The organism is Gordonia lacunae (assembly GCF_002149015.1).
GTDB lineage: Bacteria > Actinomycetota > Actinomycetes > Mycobacteriales > Mycobacteriaceae > Gordonia > Gordonia lacunae.
In genome coordinates, this window is the sequence record NZ_NGFO01000038.1 from 1 (window position 1) to 19,947 (window position 19,947).

Genomic DNA, 19,947 nt, shown 5'->3' on the forward strand with positions numbered 1-19,947 from the left:
GTCAGTCCCCGACGTAATCCCGACCAGAACTGCTCGTGGACCTCAGCAGATTTGACCCGGCCTTGACCGCGACCGCTGGGCAACGAACGCCCAGCAGAATGCATCCACGTGTAGCCGGTAAACGACGACACCCCGATCGATCGGGCCGCTGCTACAACCGAGGCCCCCGCCTCGATCTCACTCCAAAACCGAGCCCGCAAATCCTCCCCAACGCGTATCCCAGCAACAGCCACCACAGCCTCCACAAGTCAGGCTGTTGCGGCGACCACTTGAACCTGCCCCACCTATCCGCTCCCTGAGGAGCGCCCGGAGCTTGCGGAGGGCGCGTCACGAAGGGTCACGCGACCGGGGTTGGGACCCTTCGTGACGCTCGCAAGCTCGCTCCTCAGGGATCAGGGTGAGGGGCTCGCAAGCTCGCACCTGAGGGATCAAGGGGTGTTGTTCGTTCGGATCAGGGAGTAGACGGCGAGCGTTTGTACTCGCCCGGTGGAGCCGCAAGTCCGGCAGGAACACGCGTGAATCGTGGGTAGCGAGCCGGGGTGCGGCAGGCGAACTACAGTGAGCTGGTGCGCACGGCCGGAGGAAGGGAAGTGGTGTGACGCGGGTGGCTCGTTGGCTCGGCGTCGTGCTCGCCGTTCTGGTCGTCGTGACCGGGTGCGTGGACAACGAGGCGCGGGAGCGTGCGAATCAGGTCACCCCGATCGACATCGACGTGGCGAAGGTGCCGGAGATCGCGGCCCTCGTCCCAGCCGAGATAGCGCGCACCGGACGACTCATCGTCGGGGTCAACATCCCGTATCAGCCCAACGAATACAAGGACGCCTCGGGGAAGATCGTGGGCTACGACGTCGATCTGATGAACGCCGTCGGCAAGGTGCTCGGACTGGTCCCCGACTACAAGGAGTCCCAGTTCGACACGATCATCCCGTCGATCCAGGCCGGCACCTACCAGGTCGGCATGTCCTCGTTCACCGACACACTCGAACGCGAGAAGCAGGTCGACTTCGTGACCTACTACAGCGCGGGCGTGCAGTGGGCGCAGGCCACCGACAACGACGACGACATCGATCCGGACAACGCATGTGGTCTCCGGGTCGCGGTCCAGACCACCACCTACGAGGACACCGACGAGGTCCCCGCCAAGAGCGCCGCCTGCATCGCTGCGGGGAAGACGGCGATCGACAAGGTCAGGTTCGACAGCCAGGACGAGGCGGTCAACGCGCTGATCCTGGGACGGGTGGACGCGATGTCGGCCGACTCGCCGGTCACCGCCTACGCCATCAAGCGGACGGACGGCCGGTTGAAGCCGGCCGGCGGCATCTTCGATTCCGCGCCCTACGGGTGGGCCATCCGAAAGGGTTCGCCGGTCGCGGTCGCGATGCAGCGGGCGGTGCAGTACCTCATGGACAACGGACAGTACGAGCAGATCGCGGCCAATTGGGGTCTCGAGGAGGGCATGATCGATGTCTCCGTCATCAACGGGGCGGTGAACTGAGGTGACGTCACCGCAGGCCGACCCCGCCACATCGACCGAACCGGAACCGATCAAGGCGGTCCCGCTCCGCCGGCCCGGGCAGTGGATCGCCGCGGTGATCATCGTCGTGCTGGCCGCGCTGTTCATCTACGGTGCCGCCACCAACGAGGCCTACAGCTGGGGCACGTACGGCAACTATCTCTTCGACTCGCGCATCCTGTCGGGCGTCGGGTACACCCTGGCCCTGACCCTGCTGTCGATGGCGATCGCCATCGTGCTCGGAGTCCTCCTGGCGATCATGCGGCTGAGCCCGAACCCGGTGTTGCGCGGGACGTCGTGGGTGTACCTGTGGATCTTCCGCGGTACGCCCGTGTATGTGCAGCTCGTGTTCTGGGGCCTGTTCCCGGCGATCTACAAGCAGATCGACCTCGGCATCCCGTTCGTGCACCAGTTCGTGTCCCTCGACATCCAGACCCTCAACGCCGCGTTCCTGTTCGCGGTCATCGGTCTGGGTCTGAACGAGGCCGCGTACATGGCCGAGATCGTCCGCGCGGGTGTGTCGTCGGTCGGTGAGGGGCAGACCGAGGCCTCGGTCGCCTTGGGCATGTCGTGGTCGCAGACGATGCGACGCACGGTCCTGCCGCAAGCCATGCGGGTCATCATCCCGCCCACGGGCAACGAACTGATCAGCATGCTCAAGACCACCAGCCTGGTGGCCGCGGTCCCGCTCACGCTCGACCTCTACGGCCGCCAGCGCGACATCTCGGGGGTGATCTTCGAGCCGATTCCGTTGCTGCTGGTCGCCTCGACCTGGTACCTCGTCATCACCAGCGTTCTGATGGTGGGGCAGTACTACGTCGAGCGCTACTACGCCAAGGGCGCGACACGTGCGCTGACGGCGCGACAACTCAAGACGATGGCCGACGGGGCGGCCACGGCACCCGGCGGCGCCGCGGGCCCGGCAGGGGGAGAGAAGGCATGAGCCCGGGAGAGCACACGACCGGTCCGGCAGATCCCGGCGGATCACCGACGCCGATGGTGGTGGCCGACCGTGTCTGCAAGAGCTTCGGTTCGGTACAGGTCCTCAAGGGGATCTCGCTGGAGGTCGCACGGGGAGAGGTGTTGTGCCTCATCGGACCGTCGGGCTCGGGGAAGTCCACGTTCCTGCGATGTGTGAACCACCTCGAGGTCGTCAACGCGGGCCGGCTCTACGTCGACGGTGACCTCATCGGGTATCGCGAACGCAGCGGCAAGCTGTACGAGATGAGCGCCAAGGACGCCGCCACCCAGCGCCGCGACATCGGCATGGTGTTCCAGCACTTCAACCTGTTCCCGCACCGCACGGCCCTGGAGAACGTGATCGAGGCGCCGATGCAGGTGAAGCGGCAGTCCCGTTCGGAAGCGGTCGACAAGGCCCGCTACCTGCTGGACCGGGTCGGATTGTCCACCCGGGCCGACGCCTACCCGGCCCAGCTGTCGGGCGGCCAGCAGCAGCGCGTCGCGATCGCACGCGCACTCGCCATGGACCCCAAGCTCATGCTCTTCGACGAACCCACCTCGGCCCTCGACCCCGAACTCGTCGGGGACGTCCTGAAGGTGATGCGCGAACTCGCCGCCTCGGGGATGACGATGATGGTCGTCACCCACGAGATGGGCTTCGCGCGGGAGGTCGCGGATCAACTGGTGTTCATGGACGGCGGGGTCGTCGTCGAACAGGGCGATCCGCGCGAGGTGCTCTCCGACCCCAAGGAACAACGCACCCGGGAGTTCTTGTCGAAGCTGCTGTGAGTGCCGCTAGTCGGCCTTGTGGCTGCAGAAGATCGCTGTCCCCGGAAAGTAGCTGCCGCGCAACGGGCTCCACTGGCCCCACGTCCGGTCGAAACCGTCCGGCCATTCGGGTTCGATGATGTCGTCGAGGACGAATCCGGCTGCACGGAGTTCGCGGACACGGTCGCCGATGGTGCGGTGGTGTTCGACGTAGGTCAGCGTGCCGTCGGCATCGGTCTCGGTGTACGGCGTGCGGTTGAAGTAGGGGATCCGCACGGTCAGTCCCTCCGGCCCGGGGTCGTCGAGGAACATCCATCGCATCGGGTGGTTGACGGCGAAAACCCAACGGCCGCCGGGTTTCAGAACACGAGCGACCTCGCTCATCACACCGGCGGAGTCGGCGACGAACGGCACTGCGCCGAACGCCGAGCACGCGGAGTCGAACGACTCGGCTGCGAACGGCAGCGTCTCCGCGGTGGCCTGCACGAGCGGTACCCGTACGCCCTCGGCGGTCATCGCGTCGAGTCCGATGCCCAGCATCCGCCGCGACAGGTCCACGCCGACCGCACGTGCGCCGTGTGCGGCCAGCCATCGGGCGCAGGGCGCCGAACCGCATCCGATCTCGAGGATGTCGCGCCCGTCGATGTCGCCGAGGAGATGGACGTCGGACTCGCGAAGTCCCTCCGGGCACCAGACGAAGTCCCCGCCCGCGGCATGTGCGCCGAGGAATTCACCGTGCTCGACGTGGTAGTTCTCCGCGTCGTGATCCCACCACCAGCGGTTGGCGCGGTCGCTGGACGTGGAGTCGACGTCACCGAGGATCCTCGGGGGCCGGTTCGCTCCCGGGCCGTTCGATGTCGTGTGCTTGGATTCGGCCTCGTTGGGGGACACCCTGCGATGATAGGGCCCCGTCTTTTCTCGACCGGTGTCCCGCGGATCCCGATCGGTCGATGCCGGCCGCACTCCTCGGAGCGCTCAGGTGGTCAGCTCATAGAAGCGGAAGAAGCTGAAGTCCTCGATGGGTAGGACCTCGACGCCCGCGTAGCCGGCGTCGCGCGCGTACTGCTTCAGGGTCGACGGCCGGAACACCGTGCCGGTCGCCGCCGACGGCGGCGAACTCATCGAATCGGGCAGACAGACGAACAACGAGAACCCGTACATGATCTTGTCGAGATCGTCTGCCGGGCCGGTGAACTCGTCGGATACCGCTTCGTCCATGACGATCAGCGACGCCCCGGGGGTCAGTGAGCGACGGACGGCGGCGAGGACCTCGACCGGTCGGGGCATGTCGTGCAGGCACTCGAATGCGAAGGCGGCGTCGAACGGACCATGCGCCGACGCCTCGTCTCCGTCTGCGACGAGGAACCGCACGCGTTCGGAGACTTCCGCGGTGGCTGCGTGCGCCCGGGCCATCTGGACCGAGGCGTCGTCGACGTCGAGGCCGACGAAGGTCGCCTCCGGATACGCCCGGGCGAGTGCGATGGTGGAATGGCCCGCGCCGAACCCGATGTCGGCGATGTGGGCGCCGGGACGCGAGAGACGCGCGTGAAGGTGGTCGACACCGGCGAGTGCCGGCGCGAGCCGGTTGTCGAACCACGGCCGGTTGAGATCGGCCTGGCACTCGCGCGCATCGGCACCCAGGGTTTCCCAGCTGACGCCCCCACCGTGCCGGTAGGCGTCGAGCAGTTCTGGGAGGTGGCGGGCCGATGCCGCGAACATGCGCGGGAGGGCGCCCAGATACGACAGGCTCGAGGTGTCGGTGAGTACCTCGGCGACGCCCGGCGGGATCGCGAAGGTGGGCGGGCTCGCGGTGAGGTCCGCATCGAGAATGCCGAAGGCGCACTGCATCTCGAGCCACTCCCGGGCATAGCGGGCATTGGTCTCGGTGTGTTCGGCCAGTGCGTCGGAGGTGAGTGGTCCGGACTCGACCATGCAGCGGTACCACCCGAGACGGTCGCCGAGATACACACTCATCGTCTCGGCGGTGGCCAGCGCCGAACCGAAGAGCCGTTCGGCGAACGCCTCGGGGCTCGCTCCCGGCCGGTCAGGGTGGCGATCCACTGCTTCGGTCATGAACCATGATGTGGCCGAGCCGGCGCACCGCGCGCTCGTTTGGGCGAATGCGGAGCCGCGAACTTCGCCGGACCGCCGGTTCGGGAGTGGGTAATCTGTGCGCCGTGGGTGACGAGACTTGCCGATGCGGTCACGACCGAGCGGCGCATGAGCACTACCGGGCGGGCACCGACTGCGCGCTGTGCGGCGCCGGCTCCTGTCCCCGGTTCCGGCGCACCTCCCGGCTTCGTCGTCTCCTGGGCGCGTTGCCCGGAGGCCGGGGCTCCGGCCGCCCGTCGGCCTGACCGCCCGCCCTACGGAACCGGCGGCCCGTCGGCGGGGTCCGTCGTGGCTGTCCGCTCAGCAGGCCCGCCCCGCGAGCACGACGTCGATGCCGTCGTCGGGGTCCCAGCGGCGGAGGGCGGTGAACTCACCGACGATCTCGGTGCGTAGGTCGAGGATGTCCAACGCGCGGGTGAGCTGGTCGGCGTCCATCCGCCGCGCGAGGGTGACGTGCGGGGTCCACTGCCCGGGGACGGTGTGCGCGAACGGTGTCTCGCGAGTTCCGGGCGCCGTCGGGGAGGCGGCCGGTCGGGACTCGATGAAGTCGGCGGACAGCCGGCCGACCTGGGCGTGGACCGACAGGAGTTCGGTCGACGGCACCACGAGCCGCGCGAGCGTCGACCGGCCGGCGGCGCCGAAGAGGATGGGGGCGCCGAGTTTCATGCCGACCGGAAGGCGCAGGGCGACCCCGGCGAGCGCCGCGTCGGCGCGCGGATCGATTCGCGACGCGGCCACGAGCGTGACGTGGGGACGGTTGGTCGCCGAGGCGACGCGTCCCTGATGGGGCAGTCCGGCTGCGGCGAGAGCGGCCCATTCGGCCCGAACCTGCTGGTCGGACGAGTCGTCGAGGAGGAGTTCGAGTGAGTGCGCCACGTGGGGATCGTCTCATTTTCCGCGGAGCCGTACGTCCCGGCGGCCTCGCGAGACGAGCCATTTGCCCAGCACAATGCCGCTGGAGTAGGCTTCTACACGCGCGTGTGCCCGATGACGCGCGGTTCGCACCTGCCCTGACCGGTGACAGGCCGGTCCAGGTGGTGTCGATCAACAGAGCTTTGCAGAATCGTACCTACTACACACCTGTCCGGAGCAACTCAACATATGTCGTCCCCCACGATCACCTCGCCGCAAGTAGCCGTCAATGACATCGGCACTGCCGAGGACTTTCTCGCCGCCATCGACTCCACGATCAAGTACTTCAACGATGGCGACATCGTGGAAGGCACCATCGTCAAGGTCGATCGGGACGAGGTTCTGCTCGACATCGGTTACAAGACCGAAGGCGTCATCCCTTCTCGCGAACTGTCGATCAAGCACGACGTGGACCCCAACGAGGTCGTCAACGTCGGTGACGAGGTCGAAGCCCTGGTCCTCACCAAGGAGGACAAAGAAGGTCGTCTGATCCTCTCCAAGAAGCGTGCGCAGTACGAGCGTGCTTGGGGCACCATCGAGGAGCTCAAGGAGAAGGACGAGGCCGTCAAGGGCACCGTCATCGAGGTCGTCAAGGGCGGCCTGATCCTGGACATCGGCCTGCGCGGCTTCCTCCCGGCATCGCTCGTGGAGATGCGTCGCGTCCGCGATCTGCAGCCGTACATCGGCAAGGAGATCGAGGCCAAGATCATCGAGCTCGACAAGAACCGCAACAACGTGGTCCTGTCGCGTCGCGCATGGCTCGAGCAGACCCAGTCCGAGGTCCGCAGCGAGTTCCTGCACCAGCTGCAGAAGGGCCAGGTCCGCAAGGGCGTCGTGTCCTCGATCGTCAACTTCGGCGCGTTCGTCGATCTCGGCGGCGTCGACGGTCTGGTCCACGTCTCCGAGCTGTCCTGGAAGCACATCGATCACCCGTCCGAGGTCGTCGCCGTCGGCGACGAGGTCACCGTCGAGGTCCTCGACGTCGACCTGGACCGCGAGCGTGTGTCGCTGTCGCTCAAGGCAACCCAGGAAGATCCGTGGCGTCAGTTCGCCCGCACCCATGCCATCGGCCAGATCGTGCCGGGCAAGGTCACCAAGCTGGTGCCGTTCGGTGCGTTCGTCCGCGTCGACGAGGGCATCGAGGGTCTGGTCCACATCTCCGAGCTGGCCGAGCGCCACGTCGAGGTGCCGGATCAGGTTGTCGCCGTCGGCGACGACGCGATGGTCAAGGTCATCGACATCGACCTGGAGCGTCGCCGGATCTCGCTGAGCCTCAAGCAGGCCAACGAGGACTACACCGAGGAGTTCGACCCCTCGAAGTACGGCATGGCCGACAGCTACGACGAGCAGGGCAACTACATCTTCCCCGAGGGCTTCGACGCCGAGACCAACGAATGGCTCGAAGGCTTCGAGAAGCAGCGTGAGGCATGGGAGGCCCGGTACGCCGAGGCCGAGCGTCGTCACAAGATGCACACCGCCCAGATGGAGAAGTTCGCCGCCGCTGCCGCCGAGGCCGCCAACGCCCCGACCGACTACTCGTCGGCGTCGGAGAGCCGCGGGGGATCGTCGTCCAGCAGCTCGACCGGTGGGTCGTCGGCCGGCGGTTCGCTGGCCAGCGACGAGCAGCTCGCCGCACTGCGCGAGAAGCTGTCGGGCAACGCCTGACACACTCGCTCACTGAGCACATGAGAGAAGCCCTCCCGGGAAACCGGGAGGGCTTCTCTCATGTCTCGTCCATGCGTGTCAGCGAGCAATGTCGGCACGTGACCCGGACTGCCAGTAGTCCCGGACATCGAAGGCCGTCAATGCTGACCAGCGCGGGGGTGTCCGACCCGTCGGGCCGCCCGCGTCCGACGGGGAGTCGGCGGGCGCACCGTCGAGCGGTTCCTCGAAGCCGCGTAGCCGGAGAGCGAGGGCGGGCTCGCGATCGATCGCCGCGGCGAGTGCGTACAAGGTGGCGAGAATGTGCAGGCATCGATCGCCGCGGGCGCGACACGAACAGTCCGCGACGTCGAGATCCGCAGCGGACCACGCCGCCGCCTCGACGACCCTGCGGTGCATGTCGTCGGTCGGTTCCGTGGACGGGCCGAGCAGGTCGCGCAGTGCCGACGCGGTGACCGAGGTCATCGGGTCGAATTCCAGGTGGGCCATCGACGCGTCACCGCCACGCTGGACCAGTCCGCTGACCGAACGTCCGTCGATGGTCAGTGTGACGCCCCCGTTGCGGGCGACGCTGCGGGCGCGTGGCGCCAGCGGGTTGGGAGAGCGGGTCGCGATCGGCTCGGCGAGCCGGACGATCTCGGCTCCCCAGCGGCTGAAGCCGAACTCGGCAGGTGAGCCGGTCATCGCACCTCCCGGTTGCGGCGCAGGACGTCGATCAGCCGCTCGTCGCTGAGGCCGGTCAGTTCCGCGAGCGCCGACGAGTCGTCGGTGTGCGTGCTGAGGGCGGACTTGCGCCGGTGCAGGTCGTCGATGTGCTCCTCGAGCGACGTGGCCGTCGTGAGGGTCGTGACCGTGACCGGACGCTCCTGTCCGAAGCGGTGGACCCGATCAGAGGCCTGAGCCTCGACCGCGGGGTTCCACCAGCGGTCGAAATGGATGACGTCGCAAGCACGGGTGAGGGTGAGTCCGACGCCGCCGGCCTTGAGACTCATCACCATCACACCCGCGCCGCGACCCGCCTGGAAATCGGCGACGAGCTCATCGCGCCGGCCCGTGGGGAGGCCGCCGTGGAAGAACGGAACGTCGATACCGAACTGATCGACGAGGTGGCGGACGAGGAGCTCGCCCGTGTCGCGGTACTGGGTGAAAACCAGTGTGGGGGAGTCGGTGCGCAGGTTGTCGGCGAGGATCTCCGTGCACACGTCGAGTTTGCCCGAGCGGCCGACGAGCACGCGGGTGTCGCCGGTGACGAGACCGGGATGGTTGCAGATCTGCTTGAGTCGGGTGAGGGTGGCGAGAATCCTTCCGTGTCTCTCGAATCCATCGCCGAAGCCGTCGTCTTCCACACGCGCCAAGTGGGCGTCGTAGAGCTGCGCCTGCTCGTCGGTCAGGTCGACGAGAACCGGATTGGGGATCTTCGGTGGCAGCGCCGACGCCACCCGGGATTTGGTGCGCGCCAGCATCACCGGGGACACCGCGACCCGGAGTCGTTGCAGCGCGCCGGTGTCGCCGTCGTCCACGGCTTTGGTGAACCGGCGTCGGAACACCGCCCGGTGTGGGAACAGTCCCGGCGTGGTGACGCGGAGAATCGACCAGAGGTCGTCGAGACTGTTCTCGATCGGGGTGCCTGTCAACGCGACGCGAGCACGGGCATCGACGGAGCGGGCCGCGCGGGAGACCTGGGTCCGTGGGTTCTTCAACGCCTGTGCCTCGTCGAACACGATTGTCGCCCACCGGGTCCGGCGCACGACGTCGATGCCCAGCCGCAGTCGTGCGTAGGAGATCACGGTGACCGAACCGGCTTCGACCGGGGCATCGTCGAGGGGGCCGGAATGGATGTCGAGTGCGGGCGCGAATCGTGCCATCTCATACGTCCAGTTGGTCACGAGGCTCGTCGGGCAGACGACCAGCTGTGGTCCCTCGTGGGCCCGCAGCGTCAACAGCCCGATCGCCTGGACGGTCTTGCCGAGTCCCATCTCGTCGGCCAGCACGGCGCCACCGGTGGCCGCGGCGGCCCGGGCGAGCCACGCGATCCCGCGAATCTGGTAGGGCCGCAGACTTGCCCGGAGCGTGTCGCGCAGGGTGTCCGCTGTGACAAGGCAGTCCCGGAGCGCCGCACGGGCGTAATCGGCCGTGGTCATCGCGGTGCCGGTGGGGTCGACCTCGGCGTGGGCGGCGAGCGGTAGTGGCGTCGAGAAATCACCGGCGACTGTGCGTCGCCACGCCAGGACCGACTCGGCGACCCGGCCGGAGTGGCCGGATTCGTCTCGGGAGAGGAGTGTCGGGACGTCGACCAGGTCGCAGCCGACGTCGCGGACGACGAGGCCGTGGCCCTCCGGAACCGCGAGGCGACACGACTCCGCGCGGCTGCCGAGGTCCGGATCATGCGACGACCAGAGCGCGAATTGGTGCAGATCCGGCAGATATGTGGCCTGTGTGGTCAGCGTGGCACTCCTCTTGGTACGGTGTACGGAGTTATTACTCGGTACACCGTACGGGAGAGGGTCCGCCGTGTCGACCGCTGATGACGTACGCACGCTGGTCCGCCTGCTGTGGCGGGCCGAGGCCGGCGTCGAGGCGCCGCGACGCGGACCTCGGCAGCGCGTGTCGGTCGACGACGTCGTCAGGACGGCGATCCGCCGTGCGGACGCGGGCGGACTCGGCGCGGTGTCGATGCGCGCGCTGGCTGCCGACCTCGGCATCGGACCGATGAGTCTCTACACCTACGTACCGACACGTGACGTGTTGGTGGCACTCATGGTCGACGAGGTGGCGGCCCACGCGCCGATGCCTCCGAGTTCGTCGACCGTCGTCGAGTCCCTGGCGGGTGTTGCGCGCGCACTACGTGCCGAGTACCTCGCTCATCCCTGGTTGCTGGAGGCCTCGCCCTGGCGTCAGGTGCTCGGGCCGCATCGACTCGCCCGCTATGAGCGGCAGCTCGAACTCCTCGAGCCACTCGACATCTCGGATGTCCAGCGTGACAACATCATCTCGCTGATCGGTGCCTTCGTGACCGGCAATGCGCGCGAGGCGATCGGAGCACGGGTGGCTGCCGACGAGACCGGGATGAGCGATGCGCACTGGTGGGAGATCGCCGGCCCCGAACTCGCGGTGGTCATCCCCGATGGTGCGTTTCCGCTGTCGGATCGGGTCGGCAGTGCGGTCGGCGAGATCCATCAGGCGCCCGGTGCCCCCGACGACGCCTTCGAGTTCGGACTCTCACGCGTACTGGACGGAGTGCGGCCACTGCTGTCCCGACGTCCGATGTGACGCTCGGATCGACCGCCGGGGGCTATGTTCGCGTCGTTTCACCCATGCGTTGTTGACAATGATTTTCATTTCCCTGTTCACTGTCCGGGTGTTTGCACAACGGACAAATCTGACCCGATCTCTGGCGCTTCTCACCGCCGCATCGTTCGCGCTCGTCGCCTGTGGGAGCGAGGATTCCGGCGACTCGACACCCGCCGCCTCCAGTTCCGCCAAGGCCGTCGAACAGCAGAGCGCCACACCGCGTCTCGCGCTCAGCTACGACGGCGGCATCCTGGTCCTCGACGCGGAGTCGCTCGAGCAGGTCGCCGACCTACCGGTCGACGGCTTCATCCGGCTCAACAGCGCCGACAACGGCCGCAATGTCTTCGTCTCCGAGTCGGACGGGTTCCGGGTCCTCGACATGGGCACCTGGACGCGCCAGCACGGCGATCACGGTCACCACTACACGACCACCCCGGCCATGACCGACATGACCTTCGGCGGAGAGGGGCCGGGACACGTTGTGCCCCATGACTCCCGGATCACGCTCTTCACCGACGGGACCGGTGAGGTCGACATCGTCGAGCCCGCCGAACTCCTGCGCGGCAACGCGGCATCGACCTCCTTCACCCTTCCCGAACCCCACCACGGGGTCGCGGTGTTCCGCGAGGACGGCAGCGTCGTGGTGACCGTCGGGAACGAGGACTCACGCAGTGGAGTCGCGATCCTCGACGGTGAGCGCAAGGAGATCGTGCGCAACGACCAGTGTCCCGGCGTGCACGGTGAAGCCGCCGGCGCCGGCGGAGTCCTCGCCTTCGGTTGCGAGGACGGTCTGCTCATCGTGAACGGCAACGAGATCCGCAAGGTCGACAGCCCGGACCCGTACGGGCGCATCGGCAACCAGGCCGGCAGTGACGAGTCACCGATCATACTCGGCGATTACAAATCCGACCCGGATGCCGACATCGAACGGCCGACGAGATTCTCGCTCACCGACACCCGCACCGGCCGGCTCCGGCTGGTCGACCTCGGCACGTCGTACAGCTTCCGGTCCATCGAGCGTGGACCCGGTGGGTCCGGGGTGATCCTCGGAACCGACGGCGCCCTGCACGTCTTCGACGTCGACACGGCCGCGAAGACCGCGACCATCCCGGCGATCGGTGCGTGGAGCGAACCGGACGAGTGGCAGTCCCCGATGCCGAACGTCGTGGTCCAGGAGGGCATCGCCTACGTCAGTGATCCGGCGGCCAAGAAGATCGTCGCGATCGATCTGAACAAGAGCGAGAAGGTCGGTGAGGCGGAGTTGCCGCACGAGACCATCGAACTCGCCGCCGTCACGGGCTGACCGGCGACCCGACGAGACCTCGTCTCGACAGCGCGTCCCTGTTGTCGGGTCGCGCTGCGCGAGACGGGGTCTCTGCGTGTCGATGCATCCGTTCCGCGGTGCGGCCCCGGACATGGCGCAGCACTCAGCCGAGGAACAGGGGTCCGGCGTGGTCGGCTCGCGGTGCCCGGCCGACGGCGCGGAAGAGGGACCAGACCGTCACCTGGGTGGCGGTCAACACCGGGACCCCGGCGGCCTCCGCGAGGGCGGAGGTCAAGTGGTCGGTGTGCAGGGCGGTTTCGGGCAGTAGGACAGCCTCCGCCTCCGGATGAGCGGCCCTACCGACCAGGTCGATGATCCTCGCGTCGCCCCACTCCGTCAGGTCGCGGTCGGTGCGAGCATTCGCATCCACACGGTGGCTGACCGTGGTCCCGGACCGGGCGATGTGCTCGATGAACCGGTCGGTGAACAGCGGCGGGTACACCGAGGCGACGCTGACGGCAGTCGCCCCGAGATGGGCCACGGCCTCCTGGAATCCGCGCATCGTCGAGGTCGCGGCACACCGGGCTGTCGATTCGATCGTTGTCAGTTGTCGACGGTGGTCATTCGGGCTGAGCATGAAACTCGCCGACGTGACCGCCAGCGCAACGGCCTCGAACCGCTCCGCCGAGCCGGACAGGGCGTCGGCAAGTGCAGCGGGCCGGCCGAGCCCGGCGACGGTGTCCGCCAGCTCTCGGTCCGACATGCTGCCGAGCGCGGACTGCGTTCCTGCCGGCCACGGCAGCTCCACCACCTGCAGTGTCGACGAGGGGGTCACACGTCCCAGGAGGTCGGCGAAGTCGCGGACGTCCGCGTTCGCCGTGGGGAAGAGCAGACCGAAGTTCGGCGACGCCGCGTTCGTCATCTCCTCACCGTGACACGGTGCGGTCGGTTCCGTCGAGCGGGGCGTGAATGCCATCGGTCCGACTCGTCCTCGGCTGCACGTGAGGCTGCTGCCCGGCCGCCCTGATTCGACTTCTTTACGTCAGCGACGTCGGTGCCGACGCGATCATGGCCACGCCCATCGGTCTGTTCCGGGCCGATCACGCCATTGCCAACCGCCGGACACTCGAGGTCCTCGAGGAACTGAACCGACGGCGATCAGCGATCCGGGCGACTGCCCCGGCACCACTCCTAGGTCATGGCGTTTGTCACACTGTTGGGCGTGATCAGGCTTGGACTGACCGGTGGCATCGGAGCCGGCAAATCGACCGTGGCAAAGACGTTCGTCGAGCGGGGCGCGTACATCATCGACGCGGACAAGATCGCCCGGGAGGTGGTGGAGCCCGGGTCGGAAGGTCTGGCCGCGCTCGTCGAGGCGTTCGGGCCGGAGATCCTGGCCGCCGATGGGAGTCTCGACCGTCCGGCGCTTGCGGCGAAAGCTTTCGTCGACGATGCATCCCGGCAGACGCTCAACGGCATCACCCACCCCCTCATCGGGGCGCGAACGCAGGCGTTGCTCGATGACGCGCCGGCGGATGCGATTGTGGTGCAGGACATCCCGTTGCTGGTGGAAAATCACACGGCTCCGTTCTTCCATCTGGTCGTGATCGTGTACGCCGAGGCCGACGTGCGGTTGCACCGGCTGACGACGATGCGGGGAGTCGCCGAGGCCGATGCCCGCGCCCGGATCGCCGCGCAGGCGACCGACGACCAGCGTCGAGCCGTGGCCGACGTGTGGCTGGACAACTCCGGCGCCCCCGAGGACCTGGCGGCATCGGCGGCGCGGATCTGGGACGAGCGTCTCGTCCCTCTCGAGCTGAACGTCCGCGCTCGCCGAGTCGCCGAGCCGGTCCCCGGACTCGTTGCGTCCGAGCCCAGCCCGGACGGCCCGTCCGCGCGTCTGGTCAACCGGCTCTGGGCGGTGGCCGGTGAACTGGCCACCGCGGTCGACGTCACCGACGCGGCGGCGGTCGAGTTACAGGTGACCGCGCGTGACGCCGGTGCCGCCGAGGGTCTCGTGGACCGGCTCGCCGACGGCGGATTCGCGCCGGCCGGGTCGGATCTGTACGGCTCGTGCGACCCCGGCCGACCGGCCACGGTGCGGGTCGTCGTCGGCTGAGAGAAGCACGACACAAAAACTGACTACAATCGTTTCCAAAATGGGTACGCGCGGCTGTGCACGCTGCTAGCTTGTGAGTCGCGCATCACCGCGGTGGTGGTGTGCTCGAGGACGAGCCCAGGAGTGGAGCACAGCATGGTCGGTCGGGGACAGCGGGGTCGCGCGCGAATCGTTGGCGGCGCAATAGCTTTCGGAGCGGTGGTGTGCGCCGGTGTCGCCCTGGCCGCGCCGGCCGAGGCGGCACTGCAGGGCATCGCGGTGGACACCCTCCCGGGTTACGGGTCGTCGGCCAACGGCTCGTTCAACTACGGGGTGTACGGCGCGGGCTGTGCCTACGAATTGTCGGTACTTGTCGGTGACCCGGGCGCGGCGATGTCGAATCTGAAGGTGACCTCCGTGGGTGCCGGTCGCACCGTCACCCTCTACGACCGTAAGCCGACGAGTGTCGAGGTCACGCCGACGTGGCGTCCGTCCGCGCCGGGCCGGTACGTACTGAAGGCCACGCTCGACGGGGTGGAGAAGACGCGCGCGGTCACCGTCGGCACCGGTGTGCAGTTTCCCGACTTCATTCGAAACGGAGCATGTTTCGTCCTGCCGACGTACTGAGACCCACTGAGGTCGATCGACACCTAGGGGGCGCCGTGGCGGCGCCGGTCGTGGTCGCGGAATGCCACCACACCGCCCGCCGCGGCGTCCAGCCAGGCCTGGACGTCGTTTCCGTGTTCGGCCGTACCGACGAGTGCGCGCGTGGCGATCTCGACCGCTTCGACGCACTGCGTGGTGTCGAGTAGCCCGTCCCGATGCGCTTCGAGCAGTTCGTCGGTGTCGAGCAGCACCGGCGGGGTGCCCGGTACGTCGACGAGATCGAGATACCAGTCCTCGGCGTGCCACCGCCCGTGGTCGTCGGGGCCGGCGAAGCGGCCGACATCGAGATAGAGGCGCTGCCCCTCCCGGTAACCGCCCTGATAGTGGAAGATGTTCGCGCGCAGACCCAATGCGGGTAGCAGCCAGGACTCCAGGTGGTCGAACCGCGGATGCCCCGGTGCGTGGCGCGACATGTACAGCCCGTAGTCGGTGACGCGGTACTCCTCGACCTCACGGACGTAGCCCTTGTTGTCCGTGTTGGTCATCGCGGGTACGTCGAAGACCTCCCGCTTGGGCGGGTGCGATGCGGGCGCTGTCTCGGCCGCACCTCCGCGAGGGTTCGTCATGCCTCGAATCTAGCCAGGCCACCGCGTCCGTACCGGGCGACCGACGATCTCCGGGTGAAAGGTCGTCACCGCCTGTTCGGCTCGGCCCGCGAACCGAGCGGGAACATCGTTGTCATAGCCCGCGTTTACCCTGGCACTATGGCTTTTGCAGCAGAACGCCCCGTCATCGCGCACTCGGAGTTCCGGCCGGTCGGCGAGATCGAGCGGACCGAAGCCCGCCTGGAGGTCGTCAGCGAGTACGAACCGGCGGGCGATCAACCCGCCGCCATCAAGGATCTGACGCGACGGATCAACGCCGGGGAGAAGGACATCGTCCTCCTCGGCGCCACCGGTACCGGCAAGTCGGCGACCACCGCCTGGCTGATCGAGCAGGTGCAGCGGCCCACCCTGGTGATGGCGCCCAACAAGACGCTCGCTGCGCAGCTGGCGAACGAATTGCGCGAGATGCTGCCCAACAACGCCGTCGAGTACTTCGTGTCGTACTACGACTACTACCAACCCGAGGCGTACATCGCGCAGACCGACACCTACATCGAGAAGGACTCGTCGATCAACGACGACGTCGAACGGTTGCGCCACTCGGCGACCTCGAGCCTGCTCTCGCGCCGCGACGTCGTCGTTGTGGCCTCGGTCTCCTGTATCTACGGCCTGGGTACGCCACAGTCGTATCTCGACCGATCCGTCGAGGTGGAGGTGGGCCAGGAGATCGACCGCGACGCCTTGCTGCGGCTGCTCGTCGACGTCCAATACACGCGCAACGACGTGTCCTTCACCCGCGGCGGGTTCCGCGTCCGCGGCGACACCGTCGAGATCATCCCGTCCTACGAGGAACTGGCCGTCCGCATCGAGTTCTTCGGTGACGAGGTCGAGTCGTTGTACTACCTGCACCCCCTGACGGGTGACGTCGTACGTCAGGTCGACTCGTTGCGCATCTTCCCGGCCACCCATTACGTCGCCGGGCCCGAACGCATGGAGAAGGCGATGGCGAGCATCGAGCGAGAGCTCGAGGAACGACTCGCCGACCTCGAGGGCAAGGGCAAACTGCTCGAGGCCCAGCGTCTGCGGATGCGGACCACCTACGACCTCGAGATGATGCGGCAGGTCGGCTTCTGCTCGGGGATCGAGAACTATTCGCGGCACATCGACGGCCGCGCCGCCGGGAGTGCTCCGGCGACCCTGATCGACTACTTCCCCGACGACTTCCTCCTGGTGATCGACGAGTCACATGTCACGGTGCCCCAGATCGGCGGTATGTACGAGGGCGACATGTCGCGCAAGCGCAACCTCGTCGAGTATGGCTTCCGTCTGCCCTCGGCGGTGGACAACCGACCGCTGACCTGGGACGAGTTCGTGGACCGCATCGGTCAGACCGTGTACCTGTCCGCCACCCCCGGCCCCTACGAACTGGGCCAGTCCAACGGCGAGTTCGTCGAGCAGGTGATCCGGCCGACGGGTCTTGTCGATCCGCAGGTGGTGGTCAAACCCACCAAGGGGCAGATTGACGACCTGGTCCACGAGATCCGCGAGCGGACCGATCGCGACGAGCGCGTCCTGGTGACGACCCTGACCAAGAAGATGGCCGAGGATCTCACCGACTACCTGCTCGAACTCGGTATCCGGGTCCGATACCTCCACTCGGAGGTCGACACCCTGCGTCGCGTCGAACTGCTGCGCCAGTTGCGCTCGGGTGACTACGACGTCCTCGTCGGCATCAACCTGCTGCGCGAGGGTCTCGACCTCCCCGAGGTGTCCCTGGTCGCGATCCTCGACGCCGACAAGGAGGGCTTCCTCCGGAGCACCACGTCACTCATTCAGACGATCGGTCGCGCGGCCCGCAACGTGTCCGGCGAAGTCCACATGTACGCGGACAAGATCACCGATTCGATGCGCAACGCGATCGACGAGACCGAGCGACGTCGCGAGAAGCAGATCGCCTACAACAAGGCGAACGGCATCGATCCGAAGCCGCTGCGCAAGAAGATCGCCGACATCCTCGACCAGGTGTATCGGGAGGCGGAGGACGAGACCGTGGCGGTCGGCGGATCGGGACGAAACTCCAGCCGCGGACGCCGCGCCCAGGGCGAGGTCTCGAAGGCCGGCAGTTCAGGGGTCATCGAGAAGCGTGACGTCTCGCTGATGCCGCGGGCCGAACTCGCCGATCTCGTGTCCCAACTCACCGATCAGATGATGACCGCCGCTCGTGATCTGCAGTTCGAGCTCGCGGGGCGACTCCGCGACGAGATCGCCGATCTGAAGAAGGAGATGCGCGGGATGGACGCGGCCGGCATCAAGTGAGGTCTCCACGTGGGGCGCGCTGTGTGTGACCGGCCGATGTGCCGATCACCACGAACGGGGGACAGACGCATGCGTGGCAAACTAATGTCCCGGTGCAGGACCCCTGCAGTTTGGGTATACGCGGTGACGCCTCGCTGATGGGCAGCGAGGCGATTTCATGTCGGGAGGTTGGGATGAGCTCTTACGAAACCGTCGTCGTCGGTACTGACGGCTCCGAGTCGTCGATGAAGGCTGTGGAACGTGCGGGTGCACTCGCGGGCGACGCTCAGTTGGTGATCGCCTGCGCGTACTTCCCGAACGAGCGCGGCGCCGGGGATGCGGCCGACGTCCTCAAGGACGAGGCATATCAGGTCACCGGGTCGACGCCGACCGAGGAGATCCTCCGGACCGCGAAAGAACGCGCGGCCAAGGCCGGTGCGACCAACGTGGTGCAGCGCCCGGTCAAGGGAGCTCCGGTCGACGCGCTCCTGCAGCTGGTCAGCGACGTCAAGGCCGACCTTCTGGTCGTGGGCAACCGCGGCTTGAACTCGATCGCCGGCCGGCTCCTCGGATCGGTCCCCGCGGATGTCGCCCGCAAATCGGCCTGCGACGTCCTGATCGTGCACACCACCGGCTGATCCGGTGTCGCGGGTCGTCACTACGCAGTCGTGGTGATGCCCCGAGGAGACGTCCCGCCTCAGCGGGCGGCCGGAAACGCTCCGGCACGTCCGAGGAGTGCGGGGACATCCTTGTCCAGGGCCTTGCCCAGCCACTGCGCGGCGTCGACCAGTCGCTGCATCTCGATGCCGGTGGTGACCCCCGACCGGTCGAGTGCATAGACGAGATCCTCGGACGCGATGTTGCCGGTGGCTGCGGGCGCGAACGGGCAACCGCCGAAGCCGCCGATACTCGCGTCGAGGGCACTCGCCCCGGACTCGAGCGCGGTGAGAGCATTCGCGTAGCCCGTGTTCCTCGTGTTGTGGAAGTGCCAGCGCTGCGGGATCCCCGGCGCACGCTCTGCTGTGCGGCGAGCGAGGTCGCGCACCTGTGCCGGCACCCCCACGCCGATGGTGTCGGCGAGCGCGATCTCGTCCGGGGCGGCCTCGTCGGCCAGCCGGGCCACGATGTCGGAGATCCAGCCCGGTTCGACCTCGCCGGTGAAGGGACAGCCGAAAGCGACCGCGATGGTCACCGTTGTCGCGATCCCGGCTGCGCGCGCATCGCGCACGACGTCGACGGCCGCCGCGATCGTGTCCGCCACGCCGCACCCCTGGTTCCGGCGACTGAACTCCTCGGTGGCGACGACGACCGCATTCACCTCGTCGACCGCGGACGCGAGAGCGCGGTCGAGGCCACGACGGTTGAGGACGAGCCCGATATAGGAGACGCCGTCCAGTCGTGGCACCCGCTCCATGACCTCTTCCGCGCCGGCCATCTGCGGAACCCGGCGCGGGTTGACGAAGCTGACCGCCTCGACGCGGCGCACTCCGGCGTCCACGGCCCGGCCGATGAACTCGACCTTCTCGTCGACCGAGAGCAGGGTCTGTTCGTTCTGCAGCCCGTCCCGCGGGCCGACCTCGATCAACTGCACATCTGACATGGGTTCGATCTTGCCCGTTCCGCCGCCCTGACTCCATCGGGCCTCATTCGGCCCCTGTCGGTCGAACGACCGAATCTCACCGGGCCCGAGCCGCCACGCACGGTGCGAGAGTGACCAGAGTGACCCTGCTGGACTGGGGTGATCCCATCTGTCACACCAGTTTTCGGAGTCGTCGACCGGTGTGGATCGGCCGATCGTGCGGGATGTATCACTTTCGGAAGCGAAAGCGATGTACCGCGTATGATTCGTTGCTGTTCGACG

The 19,947-nt window shown here is 67.5% G+C and carries 18 protein-coding genes; 10 read left to right on the top strand and 8 right to left on the bottom strand.

Going from position 1 to position 19,947, the window contains the following annotated elements:
- Positions 1 to 595 precede the first annotated feature (595 nt).
- From CA982_RS23010 to CA982_RS23020, 3 genes are read left to right on the top strand one after another with little or no spacing between them, the layout of a single operon-like run.
- Positions 596 to 1,495, top strand: a complete 900-nt coding sequence (locus CA982_RS23010) for an ABC transporter substrate-binding protein (RefSeq protein ID WP_086537494.1) — start codon at positions 596 to 598, stop codon at positions 1,493 to 1,495.
- A 1-nt stretch (position 1,496) separates the two neighbouring features.
- Entirely contained in the window at positions 1,497 to 2,456 is a 960-nt protein-coding gene (locus CA982_RS23015) for an amino acid ABC transporter permease (RefSeq protein ID WP_086537495.1), read from the top strand.
- The gene (locus CA982_RS23020; RefSeq protein ID WP_279627983.1) at positions 2,453 to 3,262 is read left to right on the top strand and encodes an amino acid ABC transporter ATP-binding protein; all 810 of its coding nucleotides are present in this window, start codon (positions 2,453 to 2,455) and stop codon (positions 3,260 to 3,262) included. Before CA982_RS23015 ends, CA982_RS23020 begins: the two co-directional genes overlap by 4 nt.
- A 6-nt stretch (positions 3,263 to 3,268) precedes the next feature.
- Here CA982_RS23020 and CA982_RS23025 read toward each other — a convergent pair whose 3' ends face one another.
- The 3 genes from CA982_RS23025 to CA982_RS23035 form a co-directional block, all read right to left on the bottom strand.
- The gene (locus CA982_RS23025; RefSeq protein WP_086537497.1) at positions 3,269 to 4,132 is read right to left on the bottom strand and encodes a class I SAM-dependent methyltransferase; all 864 of its coding nucleotides are present in this window, start codon (positions 4,130 to 4,132) and stop codon (positions 3,269 to 3,271) included.
- Between the two features lie 84 nt (positions 4,133 to 4,216).
- Positions 4,217 to 5,314, bottom strand: a complete 1,098-nt coding sequence (locus tag CA982_RS23030; RefSeq protein ID WP_086537498.1) for a class I SAM-dependent methyltransferase — start codon at positions 5,312 to 5,314, stop codon at positions 4,217 to 4,219.
- A gap of 339 nt (positions 5,315 to 5,653) precedes the next feature.
- On the bottom strand, positions 5,654 to 6,229 hold the full coding sequence (locus CA982_RS23035; RefSeq protein WP_086537499.1) for a 2'-5' RNA ligase family protein: 576 nt from the start codon (positions 6,227 to 6,229) through the stop codon (positions 5,654 to 5,656).
- A gap of 225 nt (positions 6,230 to 6,454) precedes the next feature.
- Between CA982_RS23035 and rpsA the strand changes: the two genes are divergently transcribed.
- Complete coding sequence (rpsA, locus tag CA982_RS23040) at positions 6,455 to 7,930, top strand: 30S ribosomal protein S1 (protein WP_004018874.1); 1,476 nt, start codon at positions 6,455 to 6,457, stop codon at positions 7,928 to 7,930.
- Positions 7,931 to 8,008: 78 nt separating this feature from the next.
- Here the strand turns inward: rpsA and CA982_RS23045 are convergent, their stop codons facing one another.
- Positions 8,009 to 8,611: an SWIM zinc finger family protein gene (locus tag CA982_RS23045; protein WP_086537500.1), complete on the bottom strand. Its 603-nt coding sequence runs from the start codon at positions 8,609 to 8,611 to the stop codon at positions 8,009 to 8,011.
- On the bottom strand, positions 8,608 to 10,350 hold the full coding sequence (locus CA982_RS23050) for a DEAD/DEAH box helicase (protein ID WP_208618077.1): 1,743 nt from the start codon (positions 10,348 to 10,350) through the stop codon (positions 8,608 to 8,610). Before CA982_RS23050 ends, CA982_RS23045 begins: the two co-directional genes overlap by 4 nt.
- 88 nt (positions 10,351 to 10,438) lie before the next feature.
- Between CA982_RS23050 and CA982_RS23055 the strand changes: the two genes are divergently transcribed.
- Positions 10,439 to 11,197 (top strand): TetR/AcrR family transcriptional regulator, encoded by a 759-nt coding sequence (locus CA982_RS23055; RefSeq protein ID WP_086537508.1) that lies wholly within the window; start codon positions 10,439 to 10,441, stop codon positions 11,195 to 11,197.
- A 58-nt stretch (positions 11,198 to 11,255) separates the two neighbouring features.
- Complete coding sequence (gene aztD / locus CA982_RS23060; protein ID WP_425269104.1) at positions 11,256 to 12,521, top strand: zinc metallochaperone AztD; 1,266 nt, start codon at positions 11,256 to 11,258, stop codon at positions 12,519 to 12,521.
- Between the two features lie 124 nt (positions 12,522 to 12,645).
- Here aztD and CA982_RS23065 read toward each other — a convergent pair whose 3' ends face one another.
- The gene (locus tag CA982_RS23065) at positions 12,646 to 13,404 is read right to left on the bottom strand and encodes an aspartate racemase/maleate isomerase family protein (protein ID WP_144066098.1); all 759 of its coding nucleotides are present in this window, start codon (positions 13,402 to 13,404) and stop codon (positions 12,646 to 12,648) included.
- Between the two features lie 300 nt (positions 13,405 to 13,704).
- Here CA982_RS23065 and coaE point away from each other — a divergent pair, with 300 nt between their 5' ends.
- Positions 13,705 to 14,601, top strand: a complete 897-nt coding sequence (coaE, locus tag CA982_RS23070; protein WP_086537510.1) for a dephospho-CoA kinase — start codon at positions 13,705 to 13,707, stop codon at positions 14,599 to 14,601.
- A 135-nt stretch (positions 14,602 to 14,736) separates the two neighbouring features.
- A complete protein-coding gene (locus CA982_RS23075) occupies positions 14,737 to 15,207 on the top strand; it encodes a hypothetical protein (RefSeq protein ID WP_086537511.1) in 471 nt (156 codons plus the stop codon).
- Positions 15,208 to 15,230: 23 nt separating this feature from the next.
- On the opposite strand, the gene CA982_RS23080 is transcribed toward CA982_RS23075, so the two are convergent.
- Positions 15,231 to 15,812 (bottom strand): ribonuclease FAU-1 family protein, encoded by a 582-nt coding sequence (locus tag CA982_RS23080; RefSeq protein ID WP_086537503.1) that lies wholly within the window; start codon positions 15,810 to 15,812, stop codon positions 15,231 to 15,233.
- Positions 15,813 to 15,950: 138 nt separating this feature from the next.
- Between CA982_RS23080 and uvrB the strand changes: the two genes are divergently transcribed.
- Positions 15,951 to 18,107, top strand: coding sequence for an excinuclease ABC subunit UvrB (uvrB, locus tag CA982_RS23085; protein ID WP_086537504.1), 2,157 nt, complete (start codon positions 15,951 to 15,953; stop codon positions 18,105 to 18,107).
- 173 nt (positions 18,108 to 18,280) lie between these two features.
- Positions 18,281 to 18,724 (top strand): universal stress protein, encoded by a 444-nt coding sequence (locus CA982_RS23090; RefSeq protein WP_004018865.1) that lies wholly within the window; start codon positions 18,281 to 18,283, stop codon positions 18,722 to 18,724.
- Between the two features lie 59 nt (positions 18,725 to 18,783).
- Here CA982_RS23090 and CA982_RS23095 read toward each other — a convergent pair whose 3' ends face one another.
- Positions 18,784 to 19,686: a hydroxymethylglutaryl-CoA lyase gene (locus CA982_RS23095; protein ID WP_086537505.1), complete on the bottom strand. Its 903-nt coding sequence runs from the start codon at positions 19,684 to 19,686 to the stop codon at positions 18,784 to 18,786.
- Positions 19,687 to 19,947 lie beyond the last annotated feature (261 nt).